The sequence below is a fragment of the Salmonella sp. SJTUF15591 genome (assembly GCF_043356435.1).
In the GTDB taxonomy this organism is placed as follows: Bacteria; Pseudomonadota; Gammaproteobacteria; order Enterobacterales; family Enterobacteriaceae; genus Salmonella; species Salmonella enterica.
In genome coordinates, this window is the sequence record NZ_JBEUJO010000002.1 from 276,438 (window position 1) to 294,734 (window position 18,297).

Sequence of the window (18,297 nt, forward strand, 5' to 3'; positions counted from 1 at the left end):
GGTCATACCCTAAGTTAATTATTGTTCGTAACGAAAACGGAATTTTTCTTGCTCCGTCGCCGCCTTCGCCAAAATCCACTGACGGAAGGCGGCTATTTTACCCAGTTCTGCCTGGCTGTCATGACAAACCAGATAAAAAGCATTCTTACTCACCAGAACATCGTTAAATGGACACACCAGTCGCCCGGCTTCAATTTCCGACTGCGCCATAACATTATTCGCCAGCGCGATCCCCTGTCCGTGAATAGCGGCCTGTAGCACCATCGCGCTGTGGCTAAATATCGGCCCTTGCTGAACGTTAATATGGTTGAGCCCTAACTGACGAGTATAGGCCTGCCAGTCACGCCGGGAGGCGTCGTGCAATAGCGTGTGTTTCGCCAGATCTTCCGGCGTTTTTAACGGTTTTTCGCCTGTGAGCAATAAAGGAGAACAGACGGGCAGTAAATATTCTGCGTATAATTTTTCGACGCGCAAGCCCGGCCAGTTTCCCCGGCCATAAAAAATCGCGACATCGACATCGTCTGCCAGTTTATCTTCCTGACGGTCAACGGCTTGTATCCGAACGTCAATTCCCGGATAAGCTGAGTTAAAGCTGGAGAGTCTGGGCACCAGCCACTGGATGGCAAAACTGGGCGGTAAACTCACCGTCAGCGCCCCTTTGGCACTGCGTGCCTGGAGCTTACGCGTTGCTTCCGTGAGCTGGGAAAATATCTCTTTAATGTCGAGAAAATAGCTTTGGCCTTCTTCCGTCAGCAACAGCGAACGATTGCGGCGGCGGAACAGTTTTAGCCCCAAAAAATCCTCAAGTGACTTAATTTGGTGGCTTACTGCGGCCTGCGTCACAAAAAGTTCTTCCGCTGCTCGCGTAAAGCTCAAATGGCGCGCGGCAGCATCAAAAACGCGTAACGCATTTAAAGGAGGTAATCGTTTTGACATGGCCTCTGGACTTAATGTCGAATGAATTTAACAAATAGGTAACAATATGTAACCTATTAGTTTTTTTAATCTGAGACATTATAAATTGTCCGTTGAGGTTCTACCAGCAAATACCTATAGTGGCGGCACTTCCTGAGCCGGAACGAAAAGTTTTATCGGAATGCGTGTTCTGATGGGCTTTTGGCTTACGGTTGTGATGTTGTGTTGTTGTGTTTGCAATTGGTCTGCGATTCAGACCACGGTAGCGAGACTACCCTTTTTCACTTCCTGTACATTTACCCTGTCTGTCCATAGTGATTAATGTAGCACCGCCATATTGCGGTGCTTTTTTTTGTATAACAAACGGTTAGTTTTCCAGAGCCACCATCTCTTTCACGTCAGTACGATTGATCTGCTGTTTGTTGCCATTAGCGTCTTTATACGAAATCATACCGGTATCGTTATCGGTCTGGGGTTTACCGTCGGTCACAATGCTGCGTCCATCATTGGTGTGCATAACGTAATTAGGACCGGAACAGGCGCTCAGGGCAAAAGTCAGCATACATGCAGAGATAATTGCGGCAGTCTTTTTCATCTTCTTCTCCTTAAAGCTGTTTGTGCTATTTAAAGCGGACTCCGTAACAGGCTTAAACATTCGCCTAACATTATTCAGCATAACCTCCTTTACATAATTCGCCAGGATATACAGACGATTCCGATGGTTAGGACAAACCTTGTATCAGCCGCGCTTTTACGCCACGATCGGTAAACTGAACCGAGGAATATCATGAACGCTTTTAATCCCACGCAGTTTCGCGCGCAGTTTCCCGCGCTAGCCGATGCGGGTGTTTATCTCGATAGCGCCGCCACGGCATTAAAGCCACAGGCAGTCATTGACGCCACGCACCAGTTTTATTGTTTGAGCGCCGGTAACGTTCATCGTAGCCAGTTTGCGCAGGCGCAGCGCCTGACGGCGCAATATGAAGCGGCCAGAGCAAAAGCAGCGCGGCTGTTAAACGCGCCCGATGAAAAAAGTATCGTCTGGACACGCGGCACCACCGAAGCGATCAACATGGTGGCGCAGTGTTACGCCCGTCCTCGTCTGCGCCCCGGCGATGAAATTATCGTTAGCGTCGCCGAGCATCACGCCAACCTTGTGCCCTGGCTGATGGTGGCGCAACAAACCGGCGCGCAGGTCATAAAACTGCCGCTTAATGACCGGCGTCTTCCTGATGTTGAGCGTCTGCCGGAACTGATCACGTCGCGCAGCCGAATTCTGGCGCTGGGGCAAATGTCGAACGTAACGGGCGGCTGTCCGGATCTCGCAAGCGCTATCAGCGCCGCTCACGCGGCGGGAATGGTAGTGATGGTGGATGGCGCGCAAGGCGCGGTACACTTCCCGGCGGATCTCCAGCAACTTGATATCGATTTTTATGCTTTTTCCGCTCACAAACTGTATGGCCCGACCGGTATCGGCGTGCTGTACGGTAAGCCGGAGCTTCTTGAGGCGATGTCGCCCTGGCTCGGCGGCGGCAAGATGATCCGTGACGTTAGCTTTGAAGGCTTCACCACTCAAAGCGCTCCCTGGAAGCTGGAAGCGGGGACGCCGAACGTCGCCGGGGTCATCGGCCTGAGCGCTGCGCTGGAATGGCTGTCCGATATCGATATTGAACAGGCCGAAAACTGGAGCCGGGGGCTGGCGACGCTGGCGGAAGACGCACTGGCGAAACGTCCGGGCTTTCGTTCGTTCCGCTGCCAGGACTCCAGCCTGCTGGCCTTTGATTTTGTCGGCGTGCACCACGGCGATATGGTGACGCTGCTGGCGGAATACGGTATTGCGCTCCGGGCCGGGCAACATTGCGCCCAGCCATTGCTGGCGGAACTTGGCGTCACAGGGACTCTGCGCGCCTCTTTTGCGCCGTATAATACCCAACATGATGTGGATGCGTTGGTTAACGCCGTTGACCGCGCGCTGGAACTGCTGGTGGATTAATGACAAACCCTCTTTATACCGGACACCCGTTCGGCACAACGGTAACGGAAGAGACGTTACGCGCTATCTTTCTCCCGCTGACCCAGTGGGAGGATAAATATCGTCAGTTGATTCTGTTAGGAAAACAGCTCCCCGCGCTGCCGGATGAATGCAAAGCGCAGGCGAAGGAGATAGCCGGCTGCGAGAACCGCGTCTGGCTGGGCTTTACCCGATCAGATAACGGAACGATGCACTTTTTCGGCGACAGTGAGGGGCGGATTGTCCGCGGCCTGCTGGCGGTATTGCTCACCGCGGTGGAAGGAAAAAACGCCGCCGAGTTGCAGGCTCGTTCACCGCTGGCGCTATTTGATGAGCTGGGTTTACGCGCCCAGCTTAGCGCCTCACGCAGTCAGGGGCTGAACGCGCTGAGCGAAGCGATTGTTGCCGCAACGCATAAGGGTTGAAATAGCGTAAATATTCTGTCGCCTGACAGCGCCGCCCGCAGCGGTCAGGCGATGCAGATAAAATAATCCAGTCACTTTATTAGTTTCGGCGTCAGATTTCCCTGATAAACATTCTTTTGATTTTTATCAGCTATCACAATGAAATTACAATGTTAGAATCCATGTTAAAACGGCGTGAAGATTTTAGAGTAAATAAAGCCACTCGATGTAGCGTAGCAGGAGAACTGGAAAATTCATACGTATCGGGTGAAGTTATAACAGGATATGGATAAGTGGAAAAATATCTGCGTAGCGGTACCATGTTTGTGGTACTGGCATTTATATTATGGGGGTTAACACCTTTATATTATCAATATTTATCAGGGGGGAACCTCGCACAAATATTGATATACCGGGTGTTCTGGTCAATTCCATTATTACTGGCAGTAAGATTGTTATTTCGGCAGCGAACGCGATTTCATGATGCCTGGAAAGATAAAAAATCTTTTTTCTTCTGCATGATTGCCGGACTTTTGATGATTGTCTCATGGTCATCTTTTATTTATGCGCTAACCCATCATCTGGTGCTTGATGCCAGCCTCGGCTATTTTATCAACCCGCTATTTGTTATTGCGCTGGGATGCATTTTTCTTAAAGAAAAACTGTCGTTGTTTCAGGCCATCGCCGTTTTTTCTGGTGTCTGTGGCCTGACTTTTCAAATTATCATGTTACGGCATTTCCCGGCGCTGGCGCTAACCATGGGATTATCATTTGCGCTATATGGCCTGGCGCGAAAGTTTATACATTATGATGTGATGACATCGATAACGATTGAAACATTATGGGCATTGCCTGTCTCACTATTAATTTTTCTCTTTAGCGATAGCGGACCAATTATATCCGCTAATACTCCTTTCTTTTTGTATGTCATGACGGCGCCAGTGACGATCATTCCACTGGTATTATTTGCCATCGCGTTAAATCACACCTCGTTGATTGTCACCGGACTGGCGCAATATATAGAGCCGTCGTTACAGTTCTTACTTGCCATTATGATATTTGGCGAGCACATTAATTACGCGGAACTGCTCTGCTTTTGTGCAGTATGGTTCGGGTTGTTTCTATGCATATCTGAAAATTTATATTCCCATTATCTCCGCGCCCGTCTGAAACCGGTGTTCGGCAGGGTACAGCGCTTCTTTCGCTAACAAAGGGCGCAGGGCCGGATACGCGTCTGCGTGACACTCCGCCCCGTCCTTTTATTCTTGTCGCGCCGCTTTAGCCATGATCTTCTTCAGCGCATGGGAAACGGCGACAAAACCGAACGTTGCCGTCACCATCGTCGCCGCGCCGAAGCCAGAGGCGCAATCCATCCGTTTTGGCCCTTCTGCGGTAGCTTTCATCGCGCATACGGAACCGTCCGCCTGTGGGTAAACCAGCGCTTCAGTGGAAAAAACACAGTCCACGCCCAGCTTACCTTTACTGTTCTTCACTACGCCAAAATTATGTTTCAATCTCTCGCGCAGTTTTGCCGCCAGCGGATCCTGTATGGTTTTCGCCAAATCAGCGACCTGGATTTGCGTCGGATCGATCTGCCCGCCCGCGCCGCCAGTGGTCACTAAAGGAACCTTATATCGGCGACAGTACGCAATCAGAGCGGCTTTTGGACGAACGCTGTCAATGGCGTCAATGACATAGGTAAAACCCGCGTCCATATAACCCGCCACATTATCCGGCGTGATGAAATCATCGATAACCGTTACCCGGCACTCCGGGTTAATTTGCCGAATCCGTTCGGCCATCACTTCCGCTTTCGCCAACCCGACGTTATCACGCAACGCATGGATCTGACGGTTCGTATTGGTCACGCAGACATCGTCCATATCAATCAGCGTAATCGCACCGATGCCCGTACGCGCCAGCGCCTCTGCCGCCCATGATCCCACCCCGCCGATTCCCACGACGCAGATATGCGCCTCAGCAAACCGCTGCAGCGCTTTTTCACCGTACAGACGCGCGGTGCCGCCAAAGCGTTGGCGCCAGGCATCACTTATCACCACTGACATATGACCTCAGAATAAAAAAAGGCGAGGTTATTCCTCACCCCTGCTCACTATTTTCAGGCCCGATAGCGATCGCGTTATCGGGCAATCCGGTTGTCGCAGAATACCACAATCAGCCGCTAAACACGTTACCGGCGCCCGGCGCGCTTTTTAACACCCAGACGCGACCATAGTGATTATACCATCCGGCACGATGCCCGGCATCCGGGCCGATCCCCTGGTAAATATCAAAGTGCTGGCCTTTAATCGCTCCGCCGACATCCAGCGCGACCATCAAACGTAGCTCATACTGACCGCTAAATTTACCGTTGTTATCCAGCAACGGTACTTCCGCCAACAAGGTCGTGCCAGGCGGAATGATGCTGCGGTCGGAGGCGACGGATGCTCGCCCAATCAGCGGTACAGCGCTGGCGCCTTTGACCGGCGCAAAAGATTGCGGCTTAAAGAAGACGAACGACGGGTTCTGCTCCAGTAATTCACGCACTTCCGCTTCGCTGTGCTTCTCTCCCCATTCGCGTATAGCCTGCATCGACATATCTTCTTTTTTCACTTCACCGCGATCGATAAGCACTTTACCAATACTGCGATAAGGCCAGCCGTTTTTACCGGCATAACTAAAGAAGTTCAGCGGACTACCATCACCGAAATCAATATAACCGCTGCCCTGGACATCCATAATAAAGTTATCCATCAGCGAATTACTCCAGGCCAGGATGTACTTATCGCTCAGCGCGCCTGCGTAGATCTGAGCGCGGGACGGTAAGCGTCCGCGTTTTGGCGGCATACTATAGATAGGATACTGGAACGCGCCCTGGCGCGTATGGCGAGCCTGAACGACGGGCGTATAGTAGCCCGTGAACTGGACGTTACCGTAGTTGTCGGTGCCTTCCATCTGCCAGGCATCAATACCAAACTGGCGCATAGTGCGCGTATCGCCTCCGGAACGTAACCAGTTCTGGACAGCGTTATAGACGTTGCTTTGATTGGTGTATAAACGCGGCGACGCGGAACGGATCTGGTTGACCTGCTCGGCAAAGTCACCAGCATTAATCGGCGCGCCCACCGCGTCCGGCTGGTTTACCAGGGAGAAGGGCTGGGTAAATTTCCCGTCCTTATATTGCTGACCGCGATCGGTCGGTTTTGATGAACAGGCAGCCAGCATTGCCAGCATTACGCCTGTCGCCACATATTTTGCCCAACGTCCTTTCATGGTGTCTCGTCTTCTGCGTAATCGAAAGTGCCCGGTGAAGATAACAAACCGTCCGAAGTAATGAAATGCGATCGCGATCTCATTATGTAAATTCGTTTAAAAATCGCGCTATCTGCGGTGTATTTGCGCAATTCATGAGAAATTAGCGATTTATATGAAAAAAGGGTTGCAACAAAAGCTCAGCGGAGTATAGTGCGCATCCACGGACGCGGGGTGGAGCAGCCTGGTAGCTCGTCGGGCTCATAACCCGAAGGTCGTCGGTTCAAATCCGGCCCCCGCAACCAATTACAATGAGAATGCAAGTTTAGACGGACGCGGGGTGGAGCAGCCTGGTAGCTCGTCGGGCTCATAACCCGAAGGTCGTCGGTTCAAATCCGGCCCCCGCAACCAACTTAATGAACACCCTTACGGGTGTTTTTTTGTATCTGTCGTCTGGTCCGCAACGACAGTGCGGGCAGCATCCTACTTACCCGCGCAATAAACTCGCCGTCATCTCAGGTTAACTTCTTCTCGCCAGCGTCGCCCCATCGGCAAAATACGCTTTAATGCCCGCCAGAATCGACTCTGCGACCTGTTGCTGGAACGTCGCGGTCTTGAGCTTGCGTTCTTCTTCAATGTTACTGATAAACGCCGTCTCGACCAGAATAGACGGAATATCGGGCGCCTTTAACACCGCAAACCCCGCCTGCTCGACCTTGTTTTTATGCAGGTCATTAATTTTACCAAGCTGCTTCAACACCGCTTTACCGAATTTCAAACTATCGGCAATGGTCAGCGATTGCACCATATCGAACATCGTATGGTCGACATAACGGTCACCGCTTTTGCTCACGCCGCCAATTAAGTCCGAGGCGTTCTGCGTTTGCGCCAGATATTTCGCCGCGGTACTGGTGGCGCCTTTGGTCGATAGCGCGAATACGGATGAACCGCTAGGCTGCCGGCTGGTGAAGGCATCCGCATGAATAGAGACAAACAGGTCGGCGCGCTGTTTCTGCGCTTTCGCCACCCGGACTTTTAACGGAATGAAGATGTCTTCATTGCGCGTCATATAGACCTTCATGTTGCCTTCTTTTTCGATCAACGCGCGCAGGCGGCGGGCTATCTGGAGCACCACGTCTTTTTCACGCGTTTTGTATTTGCCTATCGCGCCGGGGTCTTCGCCGCCGTGTCCCGGATCAAGCATAATGACAATGGGACGGTCGCGCCCCGCTTTACCGGGCTGCGGCCCGCTTTGCGAAGGCGGCACCTGTTTATCCAGATCGCCTTTATTGTAGTCTTCCAGCAGCGCCAGCAGCGGATCCTGCATATCCTGCGCATTGGCAGGATAAAGATCCATCACCAGACGTTCTTTAAAGCCTGCCACAGGCGCCAGCGCAAATAGCTGCGGCTTCACGTTTTGTTTTAGCTCAAAGACCATACGCACAGTCTTAGGATCAAACTGCCCTACCCTTGCGGATTTGATATACGGATCGTCGCTGCGAATCTGCGCGCCAATGCCTTTAAGCACCGAGTTCAGATTCACATCCTCAATATCTACCACCACGCGGTCCGGGTTACTTAAGGCAAATTGTTTATATTTCAGCAGACGATTCGACTCTACCGTGACGCGGGTATAGCTGGACGCAGGCCAGATACGCACCGCAACGACCTGGCTTACGGCAGCCAGCCCGACCTGGCTCACGCTTAATAGCCACATGGCGCCCGCGCCTTGTAGTAAACGGCGACGGCTGATTGCTGAATTGGCTCCCGACATGCTTCTCCCGAGCAAAAACTAAATAGAGATCATACAAAGTTCATCCAAATTGACCGGAAACTTTAGCGAATGACGCATAATCTGTCATCTATAAAAGGGTAAACATTCTTTTTATATTCACGGCATTACTAAGAAAAACGATCGGACCGCATAAAATTTACGCTTGCACAGAGGGCAAAAACAGAATAAAAATACACTAATTTCGAATAATAATTCACTAGTGGGGCGCGCAATGATAAAGGAACGTAAAACCGAACTGGTAGAAGGGTTTCGCCATTCAGTTCCCTATATCAACACCCATCGCGGAAAAACCTTTGTCATTATGCTCGGCGGCGAAGCCATTGAGCATGACAATTTTTCCAGCATCGTTAGCGATATCGGGCTACTGCATAGCCTCGGTATTCGCCTTGTCGTGGTGTATGGCGCGCGACCGCAAATCGACGCCAATCTGGCCGCGCATCATCATGAACCGATTTACCACAAAAACACGCGGGTGACGGACGCCAAAGCACTGGAGCTGGTGAAACAGGCCGCCGGTTTACTCCAGCTTGATATTACCGCCCGTCTGTCGATGAGTCTGAACAATACGCCGTTGCAGGGCGCGCACATTAATGTCGTCAGCGGCAATTTCACCATTGCGCAGCCGCTGGGCGTTGATGATGGCGTGGATTACTGTCATAGCGGCCGTATCCGGCGCATTGATGAAGATGCGATCAACCGCCAGTTGGATAACGGCGCGATCGTTCTGATGGGGCCGGTCGCCGTCTCAGTGACCGGCGAAAGTTTTAATCTGACCTCAGAAGAGATTGCCACTCAACTCGCCGTTAAACTGAAAGCGGAAAAAATGATCGGTTTCTGTTCTTCTCAGGGCGTTACCAATAGCGAGGGCGGCATCATTTCTGAACTCTTCCCGAATGAAGCGCAGGCACGGGTGGAAGAGTTGGAAGCGCAGGGCGATTACAACTCCGGAACCGTACGTTTTTTGCGCGGCGCGGTAAAAGCCTGTCGTAGCGGCGTTCGTCGTTGCCATCTGATCAGCTATCAGGAAGATGGCTCGCTATTACAGGAACTGTTCTCGCGTGATGGTATCGGTACGCAGATCGTCATGGAGAGCGCCGAGCAGATCCGCCGCGCCACTATCAACGATATTGGCGGTATTCTGGAGCTTATCCGCCCACTGGAACAGCAGGGCATTCTGGTACGCCGTTCCCGTGAACAACTGGAGATGGAGATCGATAAATTTACCATTATTCAGCGCGATAATATGACTATCGCCTGCGCGGCGCTGTATCCTTTTGTGGAAGAGAAAATAGGCGAAATGGCCTGCGTAGCGGTACATCCGGATTACCGCAGCTCATCGCGTGGAGAAGTGCTTCTGGAGCGGGTTGCCGCCCAGGCGCGGCAAATGGGGCTGCGTAAATTGTTTGTGCTGACGACGCGCAGTATTCACTGGTTCCAGGAGCGCGGTTTTACGCCTGTCGATATTGAGTTACTGCCTGAGAGCAAGAAAAAAATGTATAACTATCAGCGACGTTCAAAGGTGCTGATGGCGGATTTAGGATAACAAGGTGGGCCTGATGGCGCTGCGCTTATCAGGCCTACGCTCGAAAGCATCATTTGGAGGCCGGATAAGACGCTACGCGTCGCCATCCGGCGAGAACTCGTCTTATCCGGTACGACTGACTTCATCAAATAAGGTGGCTAACCCGCTGCGCCGTTCCGTACGCGTCACAATCGCGCCTGCCAGGATCCGTTCATCGGCATACAGCGATAACCGCCGCCGCGCCCGCGTAACCGCGGTATACACCAGCTCCCGCGTCACGACCGGCGAACGTTGGCTGGGTAAAATCAGCGCGGCGTGATCAAATTCAGACCCCTGTGATTTATGTACCGTCATCGCCCAGGTTGTATCATGTTCCGGCAGACGGCTGGGCTGAACGGACTTGATCGTGCCGTCCGGCATCACAAACCAGACGCGTAACCCCTGCCCGCGATCGAGCGCAATACCAATATCGCCGTTAAATAGCCCCAACGCGCTATCGTTGCGCGCAATCATTACCGGACGCCCTTCATACCAGCGAGAATGCGGGTGCCGCTGAATTTTTCGTTGCTGCACCATCGCCTGCTCAATGCGGTCATTCAATCCCCTCACGCCAAATGGGCCTTCGCGCAGCGCGCAAAGCAGTTGATACTCATTGAAAGCCTGAAGGATTGCCTCCGGCGTCGCTTTCTCATGCAGCAACCGCAGGTAGCGACCATAGCCCGCCAGCGCTTCATCCAGCATCCCGGCATAATCGTCGCTGCTTTGCAATGTACGCTTCTCTATATCGCTAAACCCCTGCTGAAAAACAGCCTGGATTGCCGACCTGTCGCCGCAGTTAATCGCCGCCGCCAGCTTGCCGATGCCAGAATCGCTGCCGAAACGGTAGCTCTTTTGCAACAAACAGAGGCTATCGCGTAAAGACGCGGCTTGCGTTCCGGCCCCCGCCGGAATGGCGCTCCCTGTTAGTCGACTTAGCTGTCGGGCGCGTTCCGCCGTAAACCCTGCGTTGACATAGGCGCAAATATCGCCCAACACAGCGCCCGCCTCCACGGATGCCAACTGATCGCGATCGCCAAGAAAAATGACCCGCCCGTGCGGCGGCAGAGCGTCAATCAAACGTGACATCATCGGCAAATCAATCATTGATGCCTCATCGACCACCAGCACGTCCAGATGTAGCGGGTTGCCCGCATGATGGCGTAATCGCTGGCTGCCGGGCTGTGCGCCCAGCAGTCGGTGCAGCGTACTGGCGTCCTCCGGTATACGCTTTTTCTGCGCATCGGTAAGAGGAAGCTGACGCAACGCCGCGCCAAGCGACTCCGTCAGGCGTGCGGCCGCTTTCCCGGTCGGCGCCGCCAGCCGGATACGGCAACGTTCGCCATCCGCCATTTGAATTAATGCCGCCAGCAGCTTCGCGACGGTGGTGGTTTTACCGGTGCCGGGACCGCCTGAAATCACGGAGATACGGCGAGTTAGCGCTACGGCGGCGGCCACCTTTTGCCAGTTCACCTCGTCTGTCGGAGGGAATAGCGCGTCCAGAATACGGGATAACTGATCTTCATCTACGGCGATGGCCTGGTTAACCTCGTTAAAAAAGCGCGCAACCGTACGCTCGTTGCACCACATGCGATTCAGGTAGAGGCGATCGCCGCACAGAATTAACGGCGCGGGGCTATCGCCGCAGCTAACCGCCGCAGACGCCAGTAACCGCTTTTTCCAGTCGATTGGCGTAGCCGTTTCGCTTATCCAGGCGACCAGTAAGGGATGCGCCTCCTCCGTTAACGTTAAACGCGACAACGGCAGACACACGTGACCTTCACCTGCGTCATGACTAAGCAGCGCTGCCGCCAGCGTCACGGCGGGATCGTCGTTACCGGCGACGGTTAAAGCAAACTGGGCATCAATGGGCCGTAATAGTTTTTGTTCAACAGCCTCCAGCAACCGCTCCTGGATTGTCATTGCGCCTCCTCACTCATTTCACCTGCAAACATATCATCCAGTTGGTTAATTAACGCCGCCGCAGGCCGAGTGGTAAAAATACCCTGCTGCGGACGTTCGCTATCCACCCCGCGTAAAAAGAGATAGATGACGCCGCCGAAATGGCGTTCATAGTCGTAATTCGCCATTCGATGACGAAGGTAACGGTGCAATGCCAGCGTATAAAGCTGGTACTGCAAATCATAGCGATGCGCCTGCATCGCCGCAGCCATCGCCGTCTGGGTATAAGCGGCGCTATCCTCGCCCAGCCAGTTAGATTTATAGTCGAGCAGGTAATAGCGCCCCTCATAACGGAACACCAGGTCGATAAAGCCCTTTAACATGCCGCGAACCTGCATGAAATCCAGCGCAGGGCAACCTGCTGAAAGCGGGTCGTATCGACGAATCAACGCATCCAGCTCTCCGGCGGTAAGCGGCTGGGCAATCGGCAGATAAAACTCCATTTCGACCTGTTTTTCACGCTCGGTCAGCACGCTCAGACTAACGCCCGTCTCGTTAAGGGGAACGTGCAACACGGTGTCCAGCCAGCGGGTAAGTACGGGCTCCCATCGCGTTTCAAAACCACTCAGCTCCAGTTTTTCCTGTACCCATTGGGGGTTTATCGGTTGAGTAAAATCAAGCTCTTCAAACAGGCTGTGCAAAAATGTTCCCGGCGATGCCCCGCGAGGAAAGTGATGCGGCGTCATTGCCGGCGCTTCCGCCGCTTCGCCAACGCCTGCGGCGTCAATGTCGAGACGAGGAATAAGATCTTGCGCCACGCTATGTCCCCGCTGCTGCAAACCGGAATAACTGGTGACGCGCCAGCTATCATAAAGCAGGCGTTGCAGCGTTCTGGCGCTGAGTTCCGCGTGCGATGCAGCGGCAATTTGCCAGCGGTCGTTATCCGTATTGCCTGGCGTTCGACACACGATATCCTCGTCGCATAGCGCCTCAATACAGGCGCGAAGGCCTGCGGCATCCATCGGTTCGCCTTTTTGCAGGAGTCGCCCAAGCGCGCTTTGGTGCACATCCGTCTCGCCTTTCTTATCGCTACGACGCCGCACCAGCGGCGCGACGCCGAGGCTGCAATGCCACACTGCACGGGTCAGCGCGACATAAAGTAGGCGCAGGTCTTCCGCCAGGCGTTCGGCTTCCGCCAGTGCTATGCTCTCTTCGGCGTGACTAAGGTCCAGCACCGCCTCGTAGGAGTGCCTGTCGTGATAAAAAGCCTGGTCCTGCACGCGGAAATGGGTGATAAAAGGTAACCAGACCAGCGGGTATTCCAGACCTTTCGATTTATGAATGGTGACGATTTGCACCAGATGCTTATCGCTTTCCAGACGTAGTTGCTGGCTGGAAGCATTGCTATCGGGTTCAAGGATATGTTGCGCCAGCCAACGCACCAGCGCATGTTCGCTTTCCAGCTGCGAACCGGCTTCCTGTAACAGTTCGCTAATATGCAGAATATCCGTCAGCCGACGTTCGCCTCCCGCCGTCGCCAGCAGGTTTTCAGCAATATTGCGCGCCGACATTAGCGCGCGCAGCATAGGCATCACGCTGCGTTTATGCCAAATCTGTCGGTAGCCATCAAACTCTTCAACAACCGCATCCCACGCATTTTCATCATTGTTAAGCGTTTCGATATCCAGCGCGGTAAGGCCCATCATTGATGTCGCCAGAGCGCTACGCAGCGTATTCTCACGTTCGGGCGCCATCACCGCCTGCAACACCCACAGCATTTCCTGCGCTTCGAGCGTTTCGAATACGCTGTCGCGGTTAGAAAGATAGACGGAGGGGATCGCCAGTAAGGTCAGCGCATCCCGTATCAGCGCGGCTTCCCGCCTGCTGCGCACCAGCACGCTGATATCCGAGGCGCGAACGGGCCGCGACGAATCGCCGTTCGTCAGAAGCGCGTCACCCGTTTGCCCGGCGCGCAGCCAGTCGCGAATTTGCGTGGCGCACACCTGCGCCATATAACTTTGATAATCGCCCGAACCGCAGCTTTCTCCCTCCATTAGCCACAGGGTCATCGCCGGTTGAGGCGCGTCATTCACTTTAAATTGCAGCGACTGGTTTCTGGGCGCAAACTTTACCGGACTGAAGGGAATATCGCGGAACATAAAGGTGTCATTCATCTGACTGAACAGCTTGTTAACGCTATTCACCATCCCCGGCGCGGAGCGCCAGTTAGTGTCAAGGGTATAGTGCGCGCTCACTTCGCTGCGAGCCTTCATGTAGGTAAAGATATCCGCGCCACGAAACGCATAAATCGCCTGTTTAGGATCGCCAATCAGCAATAGCGCCGTATCGGGTTGATGTCGCCAGATACGGCGAAAAATACGGTACTGTTGTGGGTCGGTATCCTGAAATTCATCGATCATCGCCACCGGAAAACGGGTACGAATCGCCGCAGCCAGCGCCTCGCCGCTTTCACTACGCAGCGCGGTATCTAAACGGCTGAGCATATCGTCAAACCCCAGCTCGCCGCGCCGGCGTTTTTCCTGAGCCACCGTTTCACGGATCTCTGATAGCGCTCGGGTAAGAACCAGATCTTTAATCGATAGCGGTTCGCCTAACAGGTTATCAATGGCGACAAACAATGGGTGCTGGGGCGTCACGCCGCCAGCTTTGGTGCGCTCAGCTAAAAAACGCTGTGAAAATTTTCCCAACGCCTCGGGTAATTGATAGTTTTTCGTCTCTTCTTGCGCCCACGCGGTGATCTTTTCGATCCATTTCGCCTGATTGCCGCGGTTGAACTTTCTGCGATCGATGCCGGATGATTCGATCAGCGCGTCCAGCTCGCTAACCGCCTCACACCACTGCTGCTTCACCTGGTTGATACGCGCCAGGATCTGTTCATGACGCGATGCCAGCGTCTCCTCCTGCGATGGCGGCGCTTTAATGACCGGCGCTTCGCCCTGCAGATAACGATCGATATCCTTTAAGAGCGCCTTCGGTCCCTTCCACACGTCAAACACCACCTGCGCGATGTCGCGCGGCAGCGGATAGCAATGACGCCGCCAGAAATCGGCGCAGGCCTGATAACGCAACAAAGATTCGTCTTCAATAAGCTGTTGCTCAAACAACATACCGGATTCGAAAGCGTTCAGGCTGAGCATACGCTGGCAAAAACCGTGGATGGTAAAGACCGCGGCCTCGTCCATTTGTCGTTCCGCCAGTAATAACCACTGCGCGGCCTGCTTTTTGTCGCTAATTTCTTCCAGCAAGCGGGCATACAGCGGATTATCCGTGCTTTCCCGCAGACAGGCGATGCGCAACTCATGGATATTACTGCGGATTCGCCCACGCAGCTCTTCAGTGGCGGCCTCCGTAAAGGTTACCACCAGCAGTTCTTCAACGGTCAACGGACGGGGAAATGCGGCACTGCCGCCTAAACCGAGCAATAACCGCAGATACAGCGCCGCGATAGTAAACGTTTTGCCTGTGCCCGCTGATGCTTCAATCAGACGCTCGCCTGTCAGGGGCAAGCGCAGAGGATCAAGAGTCTCGGCGACATCATTCATTCTTTTCGCTCATTAGAGGTAACGTTTGCTGCAATGCGCTGACGTTATCCCACACTTTCCAGCCTGTCGGATGCACGTATTCTGCTTTTCCATTCTGGCTACCAGCAATCTGTGACAATATTGCCATACCTTGTGGTTCCACCACCGCCTGGTGGAAGAAGTCGGCAAGCTTTTGTGGCGTCAGCAATTTTATCTGAGCGATGATTTTATCACGCGAGTCAAAGCGCATATTACCCCGATCGAAATCCTTGCTTAAGCGGGATGCTTCTTCGCCCAACGTTTGCGGCGCCTGGCGCATTTGCGTAATGATCGCCTGCTGAATTTGGGCGAACTCTTCCGGCTTCATCGCCCTCAGCTTTGCCTCGGCGTCAGGGAAAAATGCCTGATAGCGTTGCCACAGGTAAGAGGGCTGTTTATCGTTGCTCTGTAGCAGGAATCCCATTCCCCACTGACGGCCAACGCTCATCGGAAAGGCGAAAACGGCGTATCCCAGTTGCTCTTCGGTTCGTAGCTGATTGTAAAACCACGGTTGAACAATCTGACCTAACATCGCGCTGTAGGCAGCGCTGACGTACTCGTCGTAGCCGACCGGGACAAAGACCGCTGCTAACGCGGAGTCGGTGCTACTGCCCGCTTTTTCAAATATTACGGACTGCTTTTTCTCAACCACCACGTCTTTGTTACGACACCACGCCGATCCGTTCGCCACTAGCTGTTTTTGGACATCTTGCGCCAGAGAGGTCGCCTGGGCTTCGCTCATATTCCCTATAACCAGAAATTCCGGACGAGCGCCCGTTTTTAACGCATTACGATAGGCCATCACCTCTTTTAACGTAATGGACGGCAGCAAAGCGCGACGTTCATCACGGGAAAAATAAGGCACCTGCGAAATCATCTGCACCGGCATAATCGCCTGTTCGTAGGCTTTTCCCTTCTCCGCAGAATCCATCATCTGCGTATACCAGGATTTCGCCTGCGCCAGCTGTTCCTCCGTGGCGTCGTAGCTAAAATATCCTTCCAGCAACGCCAGGAAAAGCTGCGGCAAACGCTGGGTATAACCGTTCGCAGTGACCATCAGACCATTGTTGGCGTTAGTAGAAAAGCTAATGCCGCCCACTGCCGCCTGGTTGCTGAGCTGATCGAGCGCCATTCCCGCCAGATAATCATTAAGGGCGAACAGTACCTGATTGCGGGCGCTGTCCATCGCCTGCGGGTTACGCAATACCACGCTCACGTCAGCTTTTGGCTCGCTGGCGAAATAACGACTCGGCGCATAAACCACGCGCAAATCCGCTTTATCGACAATCAGTTCTGGCCGCACGTAGTTTTTGTCATTCTTAACAAGCGTGAAATCATCAGGAATATAGGGGTTTAACTCCGGCAGCGACAACGCAATGCCCTGTGCTTTTTGCTGCCAGTTTTTAAACGTCTGTTCGCTAATCTTATCGACCTGATAAGGCGCATCCACAAAATACGCAATCTTATTATGGGGTTCCTGGGGACTGATGTACCAGATGCGCGCATTCTGCGGCGTCATCATCGCCAGGCGATTTTTGATAGCGGCAGGATCGTAACGATCGGCGATATTCGCCGCATCCAGCGTATGCGCTACCGGGACGCGGATCATAGTGTCCGCCAGCCATTCGACATAGTCCATATCGCGGGTAATCGACGGATAGCGGAAGTCGAGATCCAGCACATGCGCCAGCTCGTCAAAGTAACGTTTGTCTATCCCTTTTTCACGTAACGTATTGAGATAGCTGAAGATAGCTGCGACAACTTCATCACGATTGGCCAAACCTTTATCAGTCAGCGTTGCCGAAATGGCAAATACGCCGCTGTTACCATTAACAATCGGATCGGAATCCGCGCTAATACCTTCGACCAGTCCTTGTTTTTGCAGCCAGTCAGAGAGCGTCCCCGGGCTACGATTGCCAATCAGATAAGAGACCAGTTCATCGGTCTTGCTGCGGAACTGCGCGCTATTGTTATCAATACGAAACTCCACGCGCAGCACTTTACGCGGTAGCGCCGGCACGTAATGAATAATGATGCCCTTCTGCGCCTCGGTGATGACAGGTACGTTAATTTCCGGTTTTTTAATCTCTTTATTCGGCACGCGACCATAGGTTGCGGCGGCAATACGCGCCAGTTCCGGCAAGGGTTTATTACTGTAAATCACCGCCTTCATCAGATTAGATGAATAGTATTTTTCATGAAAAGCGATCAACGCCTGTTGCACCGGATTTCCCGGCTTATCGCTTAGCGTTTCCAGATTGCCGCCAGAAAAGTGCGAGCCTGGATGCGCCGGGTTAATGGTTTCGGCGCTTACCTGCGCCATACGCATACCGTCGCGGGTGCGCGCCATCGTCAGCTCGGCATTCACCGCGTTTCGTTCGCGTTCGGCGTATTTTTTATCGAGCAATGGCGCGGCAATGGCGTCGGCCAGGCGATCTACGGCGCCTGGAAGCGCGTCGTTTTCAACCTCCAGGTAGAAGGCTGTTCGATAAGGCGCGGTGCTGGCGTTGTGGCTACCGCCATGTCTTTTAAGGTATTCGGCAAGGCTATCCGCTTGAGGATATTTTTTTGACCCCATCAGGCACATATGCTCAAGATAATGAGCAAGCCCCTGATGAGCCTCAGGATCTTCAAGCGATCCAACGGGCACCACTAACGCAGAAAGTGACTTTACAGCCTGCGGATCGGATACCAGCAACACCACCATGTCATTATCAAGACGTATCGCCTGATACTGCCGGGTATCTTTATTGCTTTTACGGATAGTTTCTTGCAGCGGTTGCCAACCGATATCCGCCTGAACTGCAGGCCCCCAGAGGGCGACCAATAACAATAACGCTTTGAACCAGGTGCTGCGGGGCATTCACGGACCTCATCAT

General features: G+C 53.3%; 12 protein-coding genes and 2 tRNA genes. 6 read left to right on the top strand and 8 right to left on the bottom strand.

What is annotated here, in order from left to right; all coding sequences use genetic code 11:
• Positions 1 to 18: 18 nt before the first annotated feature.
• Complete coding sequence (gene gcvA, locus ABVM99_RS05525) at positions 19 to 936, bottom strand: glycine cleavage system transcriptional regulator GcvA (RefSeq protein WP_000044409.1); 918 nt, start codon at positions 934 to 936, stop codon at positions 19 to 21.
• A gap of 346 nt (positions 937 to 1,282) precedes the next feature.
• On the bottom strand, positions 1,283 to 1,510 hold the full coding sequence (locus ABVM99_RS05530; protein WP_000750393.1) for a YgdI/YgdR family lipoprotein: 228 nt from the start codon (positions 1,508 to 1,510) through the stop codon (positions 1,283 to 1,285).
• Positions 1,511 to 1,702: 192 nt separating this feature from the next.
• Here ABVM99_RS05530 and csdA point away from each other — a divergent pair, with 192 nt between their 5' ends.
• The 3 genes from csdA (at position 1,703) to rarD (ending at position 4,538) form a co-directional block, all read left to right on the top strand.
• Positions 1,703 to 2,908: a cysteine desulfurase CsdA gene (gene csdA, locus ABVM99_RS05535; protein WP_000991052.1), complete on the top strand. Its 1,206-nt coding sequence runs from the start codon at positions 1,703 to 1,705 to the stop codon at positions 2,906 to 2,908.
• Positions 2,908 to 3,351, top strand: a complete 444-nt coding sequence (gene csdE, locus ABVM99_RS05540) for a cysteine desulfurase sulfur acceptor subunit CsdE (RefSeq protein ID WP_000184198.1) — start codon at positions 2,908 to 2,910, stop codon at positions 3,349 to 3,351. The genes csdA and csdE overlap by 1 nt, the downstream gene beginning before the upstream one ends.
• 299 nt (positions 3,352 to 3,650) lie before the next feature.
• A complete protein-coding gene (gene rarD, locus ABVM99_RS05545) occupies positions 3,651 to 4,538 on the top strand; it encodes an EamA family transporter RarD (RefSeq protein ID WP_077248417.1) in 888 nt (295 codons plus the stop codon).
• A gap of 51 nt (positions 4,539 to 4,589) precedes the next feature.
• Here the strand turns inward: rarD and tcdA are convergent, their stop codons facing one another.
• Together tcdA and mltA are read right to left on the bottom strand one after the other, a co-directional pair.
• A complete protein-coding gene (tcdA, locus tag ABVM99_RS05550) occupies positions 4,590 to 5,396 on the bottom strand; it encodes a tRNA cyclic N6-threonylcarbamoyladenosine(37) synthase TcdA (protein WP_000117742.1) in 807 nt (268 codons plus the stop codon).
• A gap of 109 nt (positions 5,397 to 5,505) precedes the next feature.
• On the bottom strand, positions 5,506 to 6,603 hold the full coding sequence (gene mltA / locus ABVM99_RS05555; RefSeq protein WP_000678626.1) for a murein transglycosylase A: 1,098 nt from the start codon (positions 6,601 to 6,603) through the stop codon (positions 5,506 to 5,508).
• A gap of 207 nt (positions 6,604 to 6,810) precedes the next feature.
• Here mltA and ABVM99_RS05560 point away from each other — a divergent pair.
• Together ABVM99_RS05560 and ABVM99_RS05565 are read left to right on the top strand one after the other, a co-directional pair.
• A tRNA-Met gene (locus ABVM99_RS05560) sits at positions 6,811 to 6,887 on the top strand.
• A gap of 29 nt (positions 6,888 to 6,916) precedes the next feature.
• Positions 6,917 to 6,993 (top strand) — tRNA-Met (locus tag ABVM99_RS05565).
• Between the two features lie 109 nt (positions 6,994 to 7,102).
• Here the strand turns inward: ABVM99_RS05565 and amiC are convergent.
• Entirely contained in the window at positions 7,103 to 8,356 is a 1,254-nt protein-coding gene (gene amiC / locus ABVM99_RS05570) for an N-acetylmuramoyl-L-alanine amidase AmiC (protein ID WP_000011919.1), read from the bottom strand.
• Between the two features lie 232 nt (positions 8,357 to 8,588).
• On the opposite strand from amiC, the gene argA reads away from it, so the two are divergent.
• On the top strand, positions 8,589 to 9,920 hold the full coding sequence (gene argA, locus ABVM99_RS05575) for an amino-acid N-acetyltransferase (RefSeq protein ID WP_000588964.1): 1,332 nt from the start codon (positions 8,589 to 8,591) through the stop codon (positions 9,918 to 9,920).
• A gap of 102 nt (positions 9,921 to 10,022) precedes the next feature.
• Here argA and recD read toward each other — a convergent pair whose 3' ends face one another.
• From recD to ptrA, 3 genes are read right to left on the bottom strand one after another with little or no spacing between them, the layout of a single operon-like run.
• On the bottom strand, positions 10,023 to 11,858 hold the full coding sequence (gene recD / locus ABVM99_RS05580; RefSeq protein WP_000155137.1) for an exodeoxyribonuclease V subunit alpha: 1,836 nt from the start codon (positions 11,856 to 11,858) through the stop codon (positions 10,023 to 10,025).
• Positions 11,855 to 15,400, bottom strand: coding sequence for an exodeoxyribonuclease V subunit beta (recB, locus tag ABVM99_RS05585; protein WP_023194893.1), 3,546 nt, complete (start codon positions 15,398 to 15,400; stop codon positions 11,855 to 11,857). Before recB ends, recD begins: the two co-directional genes overlap by 4 nt.
• Positions 15,393 to 18,281, bottom strand: coding sequence for a pitrilysin (ptrA, locus tag ABVM99_RS05590; RefSeq protein WP_023194894.1), 2,889 nt, complete (start codon positions 18,279 to 18,281; stop codon positions 15,393 to 15,395). The genes recB and ptrA overlap by 8 nt, the downstream gene beginning before the upstream one ends.
• Between the last annotated feature and the right edge of the window lie 16 nt (positions 18,282 to 18,297).